The following is a 15609-nucleotide window of genomic DNA, read 5'->3' as shown; positions in this document are numbered from 1 at the left end:
ACCTCATCGCCGACGAAAAGGCCCGCCAATCACCACCCCAAACCGCCGCGGCTTGACATAGGAGCTATTGCTCGCGCTACCGGCGGGTGGGGTCCAAGCCCAGCGACATGCCGGCCAGTCCCCGGCGACGCGCCGACAAAGTGTCGGCGATGCGGCTCAGTTCCTTACCGACAGCGGAGTCCGGTGCGTCGAGTACCAGCGGTAGGCCCGCGTCGCCGGCTGTCACCAGCGCGGGATCCAGCGGGATCTGACCTAGCAGCGGCACGTCGGCGCCGACGGCACGGGACAACCGCTCGGCGACCTGTCGACCACCGCCCTCGCCGAACACGTGCATCGTGGTGCCGTCCGGCAACGTGAGGCCGGACATGTTTTCCACGACGCCCGCGATGCGTTGCCGGGTCTGAATCGCGATGCTGCCGGCGCGTTCGGCCACCTCGGCGGCCGCCGCCTGGGGTGTGGTCACCACCAGGATCTCGGCGTTGGGCAGCAGTTGAGCCAGCGAGATGGCGACGTCGCCGGTCCCGGGCGGCAGGTCGAGCAACAAGACATCCAGGTCGCCCCAGTACACGTCGGCCAGGAACTGCTGCAACGCCCGGTGCAACATCGGGCCGCGCCACACCACCGGGCTGTTGTCCTGGGTGAACTGGGCGATCGAGATCACCTTCACCTCGTGGGCGATCGGCGGCAGGATCATCGACTCGACCTGGGTGGGACGGTCAGCGGTGCCCATCATCCGGGGAATGGAGTGGCCGTGGATGTCGGCGTCGAGCACGCCGACAGACAGTCCGCGGGCGGCCATCGCGGCGGCCAGGTTGACTGTGACGGTGGACTTGCCCACCCCGCCTTTGCCGGATGCCACCGCATACACCCGGGTGAGGGAGCTTGGTTGGGCGAACGGGATGACGGGTTCGGCGGCGTCACCGCGCAGCTGCTTGCGCAGCTCGGTGCGCTGCTCGTCACTCATCACGTCCAGGCTGACCCGCACCGACCCGGTCCCGGGGACGTCGGAAACCGCTTGAGTCACCCGCTCGCTGATCTCGGCCTTCTTCGGGCAGGCGGCCGTGGTCAGGTAGATCTCGACGTGCACACTCCCGTCGGGGTTCACCTCGATGCTTTTGACCATGCCGAGTTCGGTGATCGGACGCCGCAGTTCGGGGTCGATCACCTTGCCCAGCGCGGCGCGGATAGCGGTGCTCAGAGCGGCGGCATCATCTTGGGTTGCTGAAGACATCACCGCCGAGTCTAGGCGGCTCGACTGCGGATGCTCCGAACGGTCAGCTGACCGGGGCGAGTACTGGTTCGCCGGGCTCGGGCGGGTTGGGATGTGCCGGACCCGCGGGCTTGGGCGACGGCACGGCGTTGGCGGCTCCCGGGGGCGCTGCGGGTGCTGCTGGCCCAGCTGGCGCTGCTGGCGCTGCTGGGGGCGCCGGGGCTGGCGCTGCAACCGGAGGTGCAACCGGAGGTGCTGCTGGGGGCGGCGCGAACGGATCCGGGAAAGGCGGAGCCAGCGGCGGCGCTGGTGCTGGTGCGGGTGCCGCCGGCGCGATCACTATTCCGCCGTTCGGGATCGGTCCGGCTCCGGGCGGCAGCGAATCGGGAGTCTGCGAGCTGATGCAGATCAGGGTGCAACCCGGCGTCGCGACCGGCACCTGCGGCTGCGTCTGCGGCGGGGTCAACCAAGGCCACTGTGGCGTCTGCGGGTTCGGGAACATCGGGTACTGGGAGATGAGCTGCGGCTGCCCGAAGTCGATCAGCGGCATGTGCTGCCCCATCGGGTCGCCGACCCCGAGACCGGTGACGTTCAGCGGCAGGTTCGGGCCGAGTCCCTCGGGGTGCTCGAGATGGGCATCTCCGATGGGAGGTGGCGGCCCGGTGATCGGCGGCAGGTCGACCGGCACCACGCCGGTGGCGTACGCCGCGGCCCAGCCCAGCACGTTCTGGGCGTAGGACATCGAGTTGTTGTACCGCAGGATCGCGGCCATCACCTGCGCCGGGTCGCGCAGGTTCAGTCCGCCGCTGCACAGGTACCGCGCGGCGGCGAGCGTGGCGTCGAACAGGTTCTGCGGGTCGGGCACACCGTCCCCGTCGCCGTCGACTGCGTACCGTGCCCAGGTGCCGGGCAGGAACTGCATCGGGCCCATCGCGCGGGCATAGGTGACGCGGTTGCCCTGATTGCTTTGGATGATCACCTCGTTGCCGGGCAGCGTGCCGTCCAGCGCCGGGCCGTAGATCGGGTTGGTTGCGGTACCTCGGGCGTCGGTGGCGCCGCCGTTGGCGTGCATCGACTCGATGCGCCCGATCCCGGCGAGCAGGTTCCAGCTGACGCCGCACGCCGGTGCGGCGGCGGCCATTTTCTGCTCGGCGTTGCGGTAGGCCGACAAGGCCATAAGCGGAATGCCAAGTGCGCCAGGGGTATTCACGATAGTCGGGGGCGGCGGCGCGGAACTCGTGGCCGCTGCGACGTGGAAGCTGGTCGGCTCCCGCTGAATCGAGATGACGGTCGGACCGGACAGGTCGATGTGGGGTGCCGGACCGACCGCGGCCACCGGGGCGATCGCCGCACGTGCCGGCAGATGCTTCCCGTTGAACGTGGGCGCCGTAGCGCCAACCGCACTGGCGAAAATCAGCGGGGAAATCACCGCGATACCGAAGACCGGTGTCCGCGTCACGCGAAGTGCCCGCTGCCGCGGCGTCGCGCCAGCCGGGTTGTCACCCCGACGTCCCCCTATTCGCACCTCGATCGTCCTCAATTCAAGTGAGCCGCCGGGAAACTGATCTGTTGTTAGCTTCGTGAACTAGATCACCATACATAACTCTCGTAACGGGAGTTGCGCAATGGCGGACTTGGTTTCTCAGCTGGATTTCTTAGCACGACGCTCGCCGCCTTCGGCCCGCGTCCCACCTTCCGACGCTCTCGGCTGCAGCTCGGCCAGCATGGTGCGCAGGCTGTCCAGCTCGTGGCGAAGATAGTCGCGCGTCGCGACCTCGCCGATGGACAGCCGCAGCGCGGCCAATTCGCGGGCCAGGTACTCGGTGTCGGCCTTCGTCTGCGCCGCGCGACGCCGATCTTCTTCCAGGGCAACGCGGTCGCGGTTCTCCTGGCGGTTCTGTGCGAGCAGGATCAGCGGTGCCGCGTACGCGGCCTGGGTGGAGAACGCCAGGTTGAGCAGAATGAACGGGTATGGGTCCCAACGCCAGCGCACGGCGATCAGGTTGGCCGCGATCCAGGCGATTACCACCAACGTTTGGATTAGCAGGTAACGCCCGGTCCCGAAAAACCGCGCGATGGATTCGGTGAACTGGCCGACCGTCTCTGGGTCCAGCCGCGGCTTGTACCGGCGCGACGACCGCGGCGTGTAAAGCCGGCGCGGCGCGGACGAACTGCTCACAGCGAATCTCCGGTCCTGGGCGGTCGCCCCGCCGGATCGAGTTGCGGGACGTCCACGCGCCAGTCATGCGGAAGAAGGTGGTCGAGCAAATCATCTACGGTGACCGCGCCCAGCAGATGGTTCTGATCGTCGACCACCGGCCCGCACACCAGGTTGTATGCGGCGAAATAGCGTGTCACAGCGCCCAATTGGGTCTCTGGCGCCAGGGTCAGCAGATCGGTATCGACGATGCCGCCGATGAGTTCGGCCGGTGGGTCGCGTAGTAACCGCTGCAGGTGCACGCAGCCAAGGTAGTGCCCGGTTGGCGTGGCCGTGGGCGGGCGCGCCACGAACACCATCGACGAGAGCGCCGGCGTGAGGTCGGGATCGCGCAGCCTGGCCAGCGCCTCGGCGACCGAGGTGTCCGGTGTGAGCACCACCGGATCAGACGTCATCAACCCGCCGGCGGTGTCGGGGGAGTGCTTGAGCAGCCGGCGCACCGGATCCGAGTCGTCGGGATCCATCCGGGTCAGCAAAACCTCGGCATCGGTCGGATTGAGCACGCCCAGCACGTCGGCGGCGTCGTCGGGATCCATCTCCTCGAGCACCTCGGCCGCGCGGTCGGTGCCCAGTTGCGCCAGCACCTCGGCCTGGTCAAGCTCGGGCAACTCCTGGAGGATGTCGGCAAGCCGGTTGTCGTCGAGCGCTTTGAACACCTCGTAGCGACGCTTGGTGGGCAGCCCGCGGATGGCATCGGCGACGTCGACGGCGCGGCGTCCCTCGAACTGGTCCAGGAGTTGCGCCACACCCTGGCCGGGCATGGCCAATGCCGAGGGCGTCAGACCGTGCACGTTCTGCCATTCCACGACGTGCACCGGTCCGCGCCGGCCCAGCCGCCGGTGGGTGCGGACGGCGACCCTGGTCACCACCCAGTCTCGGGTGCGGGTCTGCTCGATACCGAGGTCGGTGATCACGACCTCGACGCCGGCCAAGTCAGGCAGGTCGGGGTCGTTGACCCGGACCGGGGTGTCCAGCACCTGGCCCATGGCCAGCACCTCGCCGGGGCGTTGCTCGAAGTGGCGTAGCGACACGGTGCCGGTACGCAATGTGACCGCGTCGGGTTCGATCGCCGCGACCCGCAGAATCGGTATGAAGATGCTTCGGCGGGTCGCCAGATCGACCACCAGGCCCAGCACGCGAGGTTGCTGACGCACGATGCTGATGCTGATCACCACGTCGCGGACCCGCCCAAAGGACTCGCCGAGCGGGCCGAGAACCATCATCCGCGGCAGGCGCGCCACATACACCCTGTTGACCGAGGCCATACCGGAGAGCGTAGGCAGCGACTCTCGGCTCGGCAGGATCGGGCGGGTTCCGCCCGCGCTCTTCTAGCGCGAGCCGAGCCCAATCGTCATCAGCACGAAGACGACCAGCAAAGTTGCCGTGCTGATCACGATGCCGGCCACCGCCAGACCAAACCCCTCTTCGTGGGTTCGTTTGATCTGACTGAGTCCGACGCCCCCGCACACCAGGCTCACGATCGATCCGATGCAGCAGAAAATGCCCAGGATGCCCGCCACCAGCGAAACCATCGCCATCGTGTTCATGCCGGACTGCATGGCGTAACCAGCGCCGGGGTAGCCCGCATAGCCCGGATACGCATAGCTGGGCGGAGGGTAGGGCGCGGCGCCATACGGACCGGGCATTGGCGGCGGTGCGGGGTTTGGATAGCCCGGTGGCGAAGCACCGTACGGCTGATACCCCGGCATCGGCGGTGGGTAGCCGCCCGCGTCCCACGGGTAGTGCGACGGCGGCGGATAGTCCACGGCGGGTGAAGCCCACGGATTTTCCGGGATCGGCGCGCCAGGCACGGTGGGTCCAGGTACACCCTCGTCGGAGGAGCCGCCCGAAGCCGTCATGAGGCCCAACGATACCCACGCGCGGGTGTGAAATAGGGGCGCCGAAAGGTCCAGCCGGGTCGGATCCGCGGGCCGACGGGTGCCTGGATGGTGCGGGGTGGTTGCCGAGATGAAACGATGGCGTCAGTAGGGGGAGGGTCAGAAAGGTCAGGAGGAGAATGAGGACCGATGACTAGCCCATTCCAACCCGGACAGCCACCGGCCGGTGGTGGGGCGGCGGGTCGCCGCGGTGTGCCCGGATTGCCGACGCCGCCCAAGGGCTGGCCGGTCGGCTCGTATCCCACTTACGCCGAGGCGCAGCGCGCCGTCGACTATCTCTCCGATCAGGAGTTCCCCGTTCAACAGGTGACCATCGTCGGCGTCGATTTGATGCAGGTGGAACGCGTCACCGGCCGGCTGACCTGGGGCAAGGTGCTCGGTGGCGGCGTACTGAGCGGTGCCTGGCTGGGGTTGTTCATCGGGTTGGTGCTCGGAATTTTCAGCCCGAATCCCGCGGGTGCACTGATCACCGGTTTGGTCGCGGGGATTTTCTTCGGCCTGATCACATCCGCGGTGCCCTACGCGATGGCGCGCGGCACCAGGGACTTCAGTTCCACCATGCAACTGGTGGCCGGCCGCTACGACGTCCTTTGCGATCCGCAGAATGCGGAGAAGGCGCGAGATCTGCTGGCGCGTCTGGCGATCTGACGCCGGGGGGCGAGAGTCTTTGGTGAGTTCGAGCGTGCGGCGATGGGGGGCGGCCGCCGTGGCCGCGCTGGCCGTGGCGTCGACGGTCTCGGCCTGCGGTGCGGGCGCCAAAGGAGTAGTGGTCAGCTTCTACACGCCGGCCACCGACGGGGCGACATTTAGTGCCGTCGCCCAGCGCTGCACGGCGCAGGCCGCCGGTCGATACACCATCGAGCAGGTGAGCCTGGCCCGAGCTCCGGATCAGCAACGATTACAACTCGCACGCCGACTCACCGGGCACGACGACACGTTGGACGTGATGGCGCTCGACGTGGTGTGGACCGCGGAGTTCGCCGAAGCGGGATGGGCGCTGCCGCTGTCGGATGACCCGAGCGGGTTGACCGAAAGTGACGCCACCGCCGATACGTTGCCGGGCCCGCTCAAGACGGCCACCTGGAAGGGGCGGCTGTTTGGCGCACCCGTCACCACGAACACCCAATTGCTCTGGTACCGAGCGGATTTGGTTCGTCAACCGCCGCACGACTGGGCCGGTATGGTGGCCGAGGCGAGCCGCCTGCACGCGAGTGGTCAGCCCAGTTGGATCGCGGTGCAGGCCAACGAGGGCGAGGGCGTGGTGGTGTGGTTCAACACATTGCTGGCCAGCGCCGGTGGGCAGGTGCTCTCCGAGGACGGCAAGCGCGTCACGCTGACCGACACCCCCGAGCACCGGGCCGCTACCGTGGCGGCACTGCAGATCATGAAATCGGTAGCTACCGCGCCGGGAGCCGACCCGTCGATCACCCGCAGCGACGGCGGTGCCGCGCGGTTGGCCGTCGAACAGGGCAAGGCCGCGCTGGAAGTGAACTGGCCCTACGTAGTTGCCTCCATGCTGGAAAACGCGGTGAAAGGCGGGGTGGCGTTTCTGCCGCTCAATCGGTTGCCGGAGTTGGCCGGCAGCATCAGCGGGGCGGGCACCTTCGCGCCTACTGACGAGCAGTTCGACATCGCCTATGCGGCCAGCCAGAAAGTCTTCGGCTTCGCGCGTTACCCCGGTGTGGTGGCCGGACAACCGGCCAAGGTGACGATCGGCGGGTTGAACTTGGCGGTGGCCAGCACCACCCGTCATCGCGCCGAGGCGTTCGACGCCATCAGGTGCGTGCGCAATCTGCAGAACCAGAAGTACATCTCGATCGAGGGCGGCCTGCCCCCGGTCCGGACCTCGCTCTACAGCGACCCGCAGTTCCAGGCCAAATACCCGATGTACGGAGCCATTCGCCGGCAGCTTACCGAGGCTGCCGTGCGTCCGGCGACACCCGTTTATCAGGCGGTGTCGATCCGGTTGTCCTCGGCGCTGAGTCCCATCACCGATATCGACCCGGAACGCACGGCCGACGAGCTCGCCGCCGAGGTGCGTAAAGCCATCGAGGGCAAGGGTCTGCTCCCGTGACCCGCGCGGGGCATCATCGCGCTGGCAGCGCCGCGCCGACGATGCGCGTCGGAAGTAGGCGACCACTGATTCGTGAGCACAGGGTGATTTCCGAACGGCGGCTGGCCTTTTGGCTCGTCGCGCCCGCGGCGACCCTGATGCTGGCGGTGACGGCCTACCCGATCTGCTACGCCATGTGGCTGAGCTTGCAGCGCAACAACCTCGCCACCCCGCACGACACGACGTTCGTGGGTCTGGGCAATTACCACACGATCTTGACCGACCGGTACTGGTGGACCGCCCTGGCGGTGACGCTTGGCATCACGGTGATCTCGGTGGCGCTGGAGTTCGCGCTGGGCCTGTCGCTGGCCCTGGTGATGCACCGCACGCTGATCGGCAGGGCGGTGGTGCGTACCGCAGTGCTGATCCCGTACGGCATCGTCACGGTGGTCGCCTCGTACAGCTGGTACTACGCCTGGACGCCCGGCACGGGCTACCTGGCCAACCTGCTGCCCGACGGGAGTGCGCCACTGACCCAACAGATTCCGTCGCTTGGCGTCGTGGTGCTCGCCGAGGTCTGGAAGACGACACCGTTCATGGCGCTGCTGCTGTTGGCTGGGCTGGCGCTGGTGCCCGAGGATCTGCTGCAGGCTGCCCAAGTAGACGGTGCAGACGCGTGGCGGCGGTTGACCAGAATCACGCTGCCCATCATCAAACCCGCGGTGGTGGTGGCGCTGCTGTTCCGGACCTTGGACGCGTTTCGCATCTTCGACAACATCTACGTTCTCACCGGCGGTGTCAACAACACCGGCTCGGTGTCAATCCTGGGTTATGACAACCTATTCAAGGGATTCAACCTGGGACTGGGCTCGGCGATCAGCGTAATGATCTTTTTGTGCGTGGGGCTCATCGCGGTGATCTTCATCAAGGTCTTCGGTGCTGCCTCGCCCGGAGGTGACGCTCATGTCCGCTGAGTCCTTGCGCGCGCGGCGCACCGCGTTTTGGGTTGTCGTCAATACCCTGGTGGTGCTCTACGCAATGCTACCGGTGTTGTGGATTCTGAGCCTGTCGCTCAAGCCGACGTCAACGGTCAAGGACGGCAAGCTGATTCCGTCGACGGTGACGTTGGACAACTACCGCGGGATCTTCCGGGGTGACTTCTTCAGTTCGGCGTTGGTCAACTCGATCGGAATCGGGTTGATCACCACGGTGATCGCGGTCGTGCTGGGTGCCATGGCGGCCTATGCGATTGCGCGGCTGCAGTTTCCGGGCAAGCGGGTGTTGATCGGTATGACGCTGTTGATCACGATGTTCCCGGCGATCTCGCTGGTGACGCCGTTGTTCGATATCGAACGCGCAGTGGGGTTGTTCGACACCTGGCCGGGACTGATCCTGCCCTACATCACCTTCGCGCTGCCGCTGGCCATCTACACGCTGTCAGCGTTCTTCCGGGAAATCCCTTGGGATTTGGAGAAGGCGGCCAAGATGGACGGCGCCACACCCGTGCAGGCGTTCGCGAAGGTGATTGTCCCGTTGGCGGCGCCAGGCCTGGTGACCGCGGCGATTCTGGTGTTCATCTTCGCCTGGAACGACCTGCTGCTCGCGTTGTCACTGACCGCCACCAAGGCCGCCATCACCGCGCCGGTTGCGATCGCCAACTTCACCGGCAGCTCGCAGTTCGAGGAGCCGACGGGATCGATCGCGGCCGGGGCGATCGTGATCACGATCCCGATCATTGTCTTTGTCCTGATATTCCAACGACGTATTGTCGCCGGGTTGACTTCTGGCGCTGTGAAGGGATAGCGCGATGGCCGAGATTGTGCTGGAACACCTGAACAAGAGTTACCCCGACGGTCATACCGCGGTGCAGGATCTGAACGTCACCATCGCCGACGGGGAATTCCTGATCCTGGTGGGCCCATCTGGCTGCGGCAAGACTACGACGTTGAATATGATTGCCGGGCTTGAAGATATCTCGTCAGGCGAACTGCGCATCGGTGGTGAGCGGGTCAACGAGAAGGCGCCCAAGGACCGCGACATCGCGATGGTGTTCCAGTCCTACGCGCTGTATCCGCACATGACGGTGCGGCAGAACATCGCGTTCCCCTTGACCCTTGCCAAGATGAAGAAGGCTGAGATTGCGCAGAAGGTGGAGGAGACCGCTCGAATCTTGGACCTGACCGAGTTGCTGGACCGCCGACCCGCCCAGTTGTCCGGTGGACAGCGGCAGCGCGTCGCGATGGGCCGAGCAATCGTGCGCCACCCCAAAGCTTTTCTGATGGACGAGCCGCTGTCGAACCTGGACGCAAAGTTGCGGGTACAGATGCGCGGCGAGATCGCGCGGTTGCAAAAGCGGCTGGGCACTACCACCGTCTACGTCACCCACGACCAGACGGAGGCTATGACGCTGGGCGACCGGGTGGTGGTCATGCACGGCGGTGTGGCACAGCAGATCGGCACGCCCACAGAGCTCTACGAACACCCCGCCAACCTGTTCGTCGCCGGGTTCATCGGTTCGCCGGCGATGAACTTCTTCCCCGCGACGTTGACGTCGTTCGGATTGACGCTGCCGTTCGGCGAGGTCACGCTGCCGACCGAGGTTACCCAGGTGATCGCGCAGCACCCGCAACCGGACAATGTCATCGTCGGCGTGCGGCCCGAGCACATCCATGACGCCGCGTTGATCGACGGCTACCAACGCATCAGCTCACTGGTCTTCGAGGTCACCGTCGATCTGGTCGAATCCCTGGGATCGGACAAGTATGTCTACTTCACCGCCGCGGGCTCCGAGGTGCACTCGGCGCGGCTGGATGAGGTCGCCGCCGAGTCGGAAGTGAACGAAAACCAGTTCGTAGCAAGGGTTCCCACCGAGTCGGCAGCCGCTATCGACGAGCCGATCGAGTTGGCGTTCGAGGCCGGCAAGCTCGTCGTGTTCGACGCCGACACCGGTGCCAATCTCACGGTGCCTGTCAGCGCGTGATCCTCGACGCGGTGCGCGAGCACCTACGCAATCATTTCGACAGCCAGTTCGACTCGGCGAGCGTGACCTTCCTGGGGGCCGAACCCATTGAGGTGCTGCGCTTTCGGTCTCATCCACTGGTGCACTACGCGTCGTTGGGTTGCTCGCGCTACCCGATGACCGACCCCACCGAGATCGTCGCCGACCAGGTGCGCGGGCCGCGGGCCGAAGTGGTGTTGTCGCTGCGTGATCCCGGGCCGATCACCGGAGTGGCTCGAACGCTGGCTGTACTTGCGGCAACCCCGGCGGTCGATGGTGTGGTGCTGGTCCCCGACGCGCTGATCGACCTCGGAGGCTCTTTGTGGTCTCGTGCGCCGTTCACCGCGGTCCTGTTGGGCCGCAGCGATATTGCCGACCTGCCGCTCGATCCGCCGCGCGAGCCGGTGCAGTTTCTGTCCGCCACACCGATCACCGCGACGGAGGCCGCCTGGGTGCGACTCAAGGGCGCTGAGGCGATGCGACAGGCCTGGGTCGGCGACGGCGTCGACGTGCTGGATCCGAATCGGCCCGCCGCGCAACCGAGTTGACGTAGTTGCGTAGCCGCGCGGAGCTTGTCACATTAGTCACAAGCTGGGGACATATATCTGTTTTGCCCGGCTCTGCGCGACAATCTCCGCGCGAGTTTCATTACGGCCGCCCCCATCCGGCGTTGTCGCTCGGAGCCGGGCAAACAGACACATGGTCCCCGCCTCGTTACGGTTGGGGCGCGTGGGATTTGCCGTCGTTGCGGCCCGCGACCAGCCGGCGTTGTCGCTCGGAGCCGGGCAAACAGACTCATGGTCCTCGCCCCGTTACGGTTGTGGGCCATAAGATTTGACTGCGTTAGAGCCAACCGCGCTTGCGGAAGCTGAAGTACAGCAGCACGCAGATCACCACCATCACGCTGATCACCGAGGGGTAGCCCCACCGCGAATCCAGTTCCGGCATGAAATGGAAATTCATGCCGTAGATGCCGGCGACCATGGTGGGGACCGCGACGATACCGGCCCAGGCCGAGATCTTGCGCATGTCCATGTTCTGCTGCATGCCGACTCGCGCCAGTGCGGCTTGAACCAGCGAGTTGAGCATGTCGTCGTAGCTGGCGATCTGCTCAGCGGCCTGAGTCTGGTGGTCGGCGACGTCGCGCAGATAGCGCCGCACTTCCTTATTGATCAGGTCTTTGTTCTCGACCTGCATGCGCTGGAACGCGTTCGAGAGCGGTGCCACACAGCGCCGCAACTCGACGACTTCACGCTTGAGCAGATAGATCGGTTCAACATCGATTTTCTTCCCCGGAGCAAATGCGACCACCTCAATGGCGTCGACATCGTCCTCCATCAGGTTCGTGACGCCCAGATAGTGGTCCACGACGTAGTCGGCGATCGCGTGCATCACCGCGTACGGGCCCAGTCGCAAATGCTCGGGGTTGGCGTCCATGCGCTTGCGGACCTCGTGCAATCCACCGTGTTCTCCATGGCGGACGGTGACCACGAAATCCTTGCTGACGAAGATCATGATCTCGCCGGTCTCCACGATCTCGCGCGCCAGCACCACCGATTCGTGTGGGACGTAGTTGACGGTCTTGAGGACGAAAAACAACGCGTCGTCGTACCGTTCCAGCTTGGGCCGTTGATGCGCGACAACGGCGTCCTCGACCGCCAGGGGATGCAGCCCGAAGACGTCGGCAACTTCCTGCATCTGTGCCTCGTCGGGCTCGTGCAGTCCGACCCAGACGAACGCCTCCTGCCCGGCCAACTCGAGATCACGGACTTTGGCAAGCCCGTCCGTCGTCGTGTACTTGCCGGGCAACCGCTGGCCGTCGACGTAGACACCACAGTCGACCAATGTCTGCACCGGCGGATTGGCGACCGGATGGGCATGCTGCTGGCGGGTCCGTGCGACCGGTCTGAGTGCTTCAGGCAATGCGTCAAATCCAGGGAACACATTCACCTCCGATCTGCAGGCCGTGGTCATGCTACGCGCCCTGCTACAACAGCAGAGCTTTAATGCAGTTGTCAGCAGCTAATTCCCAGCCGCGCGCCATCCGGTCCGTGGACCGGCGATTTCGTGGTGGCGGCGGTGCGCTAGTTTCGACCCCGAACGCCGTGTTTATCGAAGAAGGAGCAGAACCGTCGTGAGCGCAAGTCCTCTCAAGGTCGCCGTCACCGGTGCGGCCGGCCAGATCGGCTACAGCCTGTTGTTCCGTCTGGCCAGCGGGTCGCTGCTGGGTCCCGACCGCCCGATCGAGCTCCGACTGCTCGAGATCGAGCCTGCCCTCAAGGCGCTCGAGGGTGTCGTGATGGAACTTGACGACTGCGCGTTCCCGCTGCTGGCGGGCGTGGAGATCGGCGCGGACGCCAACAAGATCTTCGACGGGGTGAACCTGGCCCTGTTGGTCGGCGCGCGACCGCGCGGCCCGGGCATGGAGCGCGGTGATCTGCTCGAGGCCAACGGTGCAATCTTCACCGCGCAGGGCAAGGCCCTCAACGAGGTGGCGGCCGACGACGTCCGCATCGGCGTGACGGGCAACCCGGCCAACACCAACGCGCTGATCGCGCTGAGCAACGCACCCGACATCCCCAAGGAGCGGTTCTCCGCGCTGACCCGCCTAGACCACAACCGGGCGATCTCCCAGCTGGCCCGCAAGACCGGCGCCAACGTCACAGACATCAAGAAGATGACGATCTGGGGCAATCACTCGGCCACCCAGTACCCGGACATCTTCCACGCCGAGGTGGGCGGCCGAAACGCCGCCGAGGTGGTCAACGACCAGGACTGGATCGAAAACGACTTCATCCCGACCGTCGCCAAGCGCGGCGCGGCCATCATCGACGCCCGCGGCGCCTCCTCGGCGGCCTCGGCCGCCTCGGCCACCGTTGACGCCGCCCGCTCCTGGTTGCTGGGCAGCCCGGATGACGACTGGGTCTCGATGGCGGTCTACTCCGACGGCTCCTACGACGTGCCAGAGGGCATCGTCTCGTCGTTCCCGGTGACCACCAAGGACGGCGACTGGTCGATCGTGCAGGGCCTGGAGATCGACGAGTTCTCCCGCGGCCGCATCGAGAAGACCACCGCCGAACTGGTCGACGAGCGCAACGCGGTGACGGAGCTGAAGCTGATCTAGCCCGAGCAGACAGCCGGACCCAGGGGATTAGGTGTACTAATCGGTAGTCAGTACCCTGGGGCGCGTGTCCGAATTGCTTGAATCGATACAGGCGCGAACCGACCAGGTCTTTATCTGCGACGAAGAGATCTTCGAGGCCCACGTAGGCGGCAAGCTTTCGGTAGATCTGACGGCGCCGCTGGACACCAAACGGGCGCTGTCGATCGCCTACACCCCCGGTGTGGCGCAAGTCAGCCGCGCGATCGCCGCGGACCGCACCCTGGCCGCCCGATACACCTGGGCTAACCGCCTGGTTGCCGTCGTCAGCGACGGCAGTGCCGTGCTCGGCCTCGGCGACATCGGGCCGGCCGCCTCGCTGCCGGTGATGGAAGGCAAATGCGCGCTGTTCAAGGAGTACGGCGGGCTGAACGCAATCCCGATCGTGCTGGACACCAAAGATCCCGACGAGATCGTCGAAACTTTGGTGCGGCTGCGCCCGACGTTCGGCGCGGTAAACCTCGAGGACATCTCGGCGCCGCGCTGCTTCGAGATCGAGCGGCGGGTCATTGAGGCGCTGGACTGCCCGGTCATGCACGACGACCAGCACGGCACGGCGATCGTCGCATTGGCCGCGCTGATGGGCGCCACCAAGCTGCTCGGCCGGGACATGTCCTCGGTGCGCGTGGCGGTCTCCGGTGCCGGTGCCGCCGGTGTTGCCTGCACGAATCTTCTTCTGGCCATGGGCGTTTCAGATATCACCGTGCTGGACTCGCGGGGCATCGTGCACAGCGGCCGCGACGACATGAACAGCATCAAAATCGACCTGGCGCAACGAACCAATCCCGACGGCCGAACCGGTGGGCTGGTCGAAGCCCTTGACGGCGCCGACGTATTCCTGGGCGTGTCCGGCGGCGTCGTGCCAGAGGAACTGATCGCCACTATGGCGCCCGATTCGATCGTGTTCGCGCTGTCCAATCCCGACCCCGAAATCCATCCCGACACCGCCGCCAAGTACGCCGCGGTGGTGGCTACCGGGCGCAGCGACTTCCCCAATCAGATCAACAACGTGCTGGCGTTCCCCGGGATCTTCCGTGGCGCACTGGACGTCGGCGCACGCCGGATCACCGAGAAGATGATGGTGGCCGCGGCCGAGGCGATTTACTCGGTGGCCAGCGAAGATCTCGCGATCGACCGGATCGTGCCGAGCCCGCTGGACCGGCGTGTGGCGGACGCGGTGGCCACAGCGGTGGCCTTGGCCGCAGAATCGCCCGACTGGGAGTGAACATCGGCAGACTGGCCGCCGCGCTGTGTGCCGCGGTGCTGGTTGTGGCCGGTTGCTCGGAACCAGATCGACACGCCGAGTTGCTCGTCGGGTCCACCGCCGACGCCAACTCGACACTGCTGGCCGCCGTTTACGTTGCGGCACTGCGGTCCTACGGCTTTCCCGCACGAGCCGACATCGCCGGGAACCCGATGGCCGAACTGGACACGGGTGAGGTCACCGTCGTCCCCGCCTATACCGGCAGGGTCTTGCGAGGCCTGCAGCCCGGCGCTTCGGCGCTGTCCGACAAGCAGGTCTATCAGGCGATGAATTCGGCTCTGCCCGAAGGGATTGCGGCTGGGGACTACGCGACCGCCGCGGGAGACAAACCGACACTGGTGATCACGCCGGGCACCTCCGCGACGTGGGGCGGCAGCGATCTGAGCCTGCTGCCCGAGCATTGTGCGGGACTGCGGCTGGGCGTCGTCGGCAACACGCGTGTGCCCGCGGCGGTGGGTTCGTGCCGGTTGCCGCCGCCGCGTGAATTCCCCGATGACACAGCGCTTTTCGCTGCGCTGAGAAACGGCGAGCTGACCGCAGCGTGGTCGACGGCTGCCGATCCACGAGTACCGTCGGACCTGATTGCCTTGGCCGACAGCAGCAAAGACTCGCTCATCCAAGCCGAAAACGTCGTACCGCTGTATCGCCGCAACGCGCTGAGCACTCGAGAATTGTTGGCTATCAACGAGATTGCCGGCGTGTTGGACACCGCCGCGCTGGCCGACATGCGGCGGAAGGTGGCGACCGGTGCCGACCCGCAGGCGGTGGCTGACGGCTGGCTGGCCGAGCACCCGCTGGGGCGTTGAGT

General features: G+C 66.1%; 15 protein-coding genes. 9 read left to right on the top strand and 6 right to left on the bottom strand.

Annotation, left to right across the window (positions count from 1 at the left end; translation table 11 throughout):
* Window positions 1–76 precede the first annotated feature (76 nt).
* From A5634_RS13480 to A5634_RS13460, 5 genes are all read right to left on the bottom strand, one after another.
* Window positions 77–1231, bottom strand: coding sequence for an Mrp/NBP35 family ATP-binding protein (locus A5634_RS13480; protein WP_065144545.1), 1155 nt, complete (start codon window positions 1229–1231; stop codon window positions 77–79).
* A gap of 43 nt (window positions 1232–1274) precedes the next feature.
* Complete coding sequence (locus tag A5634_RS13475; RefSeq protein ID WP_065144544.1) at window positions 1275–2735, bottom strand: lytic transglycosylase domain-containing protein; 1461 nt, start codon at window positions 2733–2735, stop codon at window positions 1275–1277.
* 117 nt (window positions 2736–2852) lie between these two features.
* Window positions 2853–3389, bottom strand: coding sequence for a DUF1003 domain-containing protein (locus tag A5634_RS13470; protein ID WP_065144543.1), 537 nt, complete (start codon window positions 3387–3389; stop codon window positions 2853–2855).
* Window positions 3386–4693 (bottom strand): magnesium transporter MgtE N-terminal domain-containing protein, encoded by a 1308-nt coding sequence (locus A5634_RS13465; RefSeq protein WP_065144542.1) that lies wholly within the window; start codon window positions 4691–4693, stop codon window positions 3386–3388. The genes A5634_RS13470 and A5634_RS13465 overlap by 4 nt, the downstream gene beginning before the upstream one ends.
* A 63-nt stretch (window positions 4694–4756) precedes the next feature.
* Window positions 4757–5287 (bottom strand): DUF4190 domain-containing protein, encoded by a 531-nt coding sequence (locus A5634_RS13460; RefSeq protein WP_065144541.1) that lies wholly within the window; start codon window positions 5285–5287, stop codon window positions 4757–4759.
* Window positions 5288–5455: 168 nt separating this feature from the next.
* Between A5634_RS13460 and A5634_RS13455 the strand changes: the two genes are divergently transcribed.
* From A5634_RS13455 to A5634_RS13430, 6 genes are read left to right on the top strand one after another with little or no spacing between them, the layout of a single operon-like run.
* Complete coding sequence (locus A5634_RS13455; protein ID WP_065144540.1) at window positions 5456–5974, top strand: general stress protein; 519 nt, start codon at window positions 5456–5458, stop codon at window positions 5972–5974.
* A 19-nt stretch (window positions 5975–5993) separates the two neighbouring features.
* A complete protein-coding gene (locus A5634_RS13450) occupies window positions 5994–7400 on the top strand; it encodes an extracellular solute-binding protein (RefSeq protein ID WP_065144539.1) in 1407 nt (468 codons plus the stop codon).
* Window positions 7401–7441: 41 nt separating this feature from the next.
* Window positions 7442–8353: a carbohydrate ABC transporter permease gene (locus A5634_RS13445; RefSeq protein ID WP_065144548.1), complete on the top strand. Its 912-nt coding sequence runs from the start codon at window positions 7442–7444 to the stop codon at window positions 8351–8353.
* 4 nt (window positions 8354–8357) lie between these two features.
* The gene (locus A5634_RS13440) at window positions 8358–9182 is read left to right on the top strand and encodes a carbohydrate ABC transporter permease (RefSeq protein WP_155769534.1); all 825 of its coding nucleotides are present in this window, start codon (window positions 8358–8360) and stop codon (window positions 9180–9182) included.
* A gap of 4 nt (window positions 9183–9186) precedes the next feature.
* Window positions 9187–10359: an ABC transporter ATP-binding protein gene (locus A5634_RS13435; protein WP_065144537.1), complete on the top strand. Its 1173-nt coding sequence runs from the start codon at window positions 9187–9189 to the stop codon at window positions 10357–10359.
* A complete protein-coding gene (locus A5634_RS13430) occupies window positions 10356–10925 on the top strand; it encodes a suppressor of fused domain protein (RefSeq protein WP_065144536.1) in 570 nt (189 codons plus the stop codon). The genes A5634_RS13435 and A5634_RS13430 overlap by 4 nt, the downstream gene beginning before the upstream one ends.
* Window positions 10926–11220: 295 nt before the next feature.
* Here the strand turns inward: A5634_RS13430 and corA are convergent, their stop codons facing one another.
* Window positions 11221–12321 (bottom strand): magnesium/cobalt transporter CorA, encoded by a 1101-nt coding sequence (corA, locus tag A5634_RS13425; RefSeq protein WP_065144547.1) that lies wholly within the window; start codon window positions 12319–12321, stop codon window positions 11221–11223.
* Between the two features lie 190 nt (window positions 12322–12511).
* Here corA and A5634_RS13420 point away from each other — a divergent pair, with 190 nt between their 5' ends.
* The 3 genes from A5634_RS13420 to A5634_RS13410 all read left to right on the top strand — a co-directional run bounded on the left by A5634_RS13420 (window position 12512) and on the right by A5634_RS13410 (window position 15607).
* Window positions 12512–13501 carry a malate dehydrogenase gene (locus A5634_RS13420; protein WP_065144535.1) on the top strand — a complete coding sequence of 330 codons (990 nt, stop codon included), beginning with the start codon at window positions 12512–12514 and terminating at the stop codon, window positions 13499–13501.
* A gap of 64 nt (window positions 13502–13565) precedes the next feature.
* Window positions 13566–14762, top strand: a complete 1197-nt coding sequence (locus tag A5634_RS13415; protein ID WP_065144534.1) for an NAD(P)-dependent malic enzyme — start codon at window positions 13566–13568, stop codon at window positions 14760–14762.
* Window positions 14759–15607 (top strand): glycine betaine ABC transporter substrate-binding protein, encoded by an 849-nt coding sequence (locus A5634_RS13410; protein WP_065144533.1) that lies wholly within the window; start codon window positions 14759–14761, stop codon window positions 15605–15607. The genes A5634_RS13415 and A5634_RS13410 overlap by 4 nt, the downstream gene beginning before the upstream one ends.
* The last annotated feature ends 2 nt before the right edge of the window (window positions 15608–15609 follow it).

It is taken from the genome of Mycobacterium asiaticum, assembly GCF_001673365.1.
Lineage (GTDB): Bacteria > Actinomycetota > Actinomycetes > Mycobacteriales > Mycobacteriaceae > Mycobacterium > Mycobacterium asiaticum_A.
This window is presented reverse-complemented; position numbering and strand designations above follow the sequence as displayed.

Bases quoted from the DNA above. Each gene is read 5' to 3' on its own strand.
- A5634_RS13480 (WP_065144545.1), bottom strand. From the start codon at position 1,231: ATGTCTTCAGCAACCCAAGATGATGCCGCCGCTCTGAGCACCGCTATC.
- A5634_RS13465 (WP_065144542.1), bottom strand. From the start codon at position 4,693: ATGGCCTCGGTCAACAGGGTGTATGTGGCGCGCCTGCCGCGGATGATG.
- A5634_RS13460 (WP_065144541.1), bottom strand. From the start codon at position 5,287: ATGACGGCTTCGGGCGGCTCCTCCGACGAGGGTGTACCTGGACCCACC.
- A5634_RS13455 (WP_065144540.1), top strand. From the start codon at position 5,456: ATGACTAGCCCATTCCAACCCGGACAGCCACCGGCCGGTGGTGGGGCG.
- A5634_RS13445 (WP_065144548.1), top strand. From the start codon at position 7,442: ATGCGCGTCGGAAGTAGGCGACCACTGATTCGTGAGCACAGGGTGATT.
- A5634_RS13435 (WP_065144537.1), top strand. From the start codon at position 9,187: ATGGCCGAGATTGTGCTGGAACACCTGAACAAGAGTTACCCCGACGGT.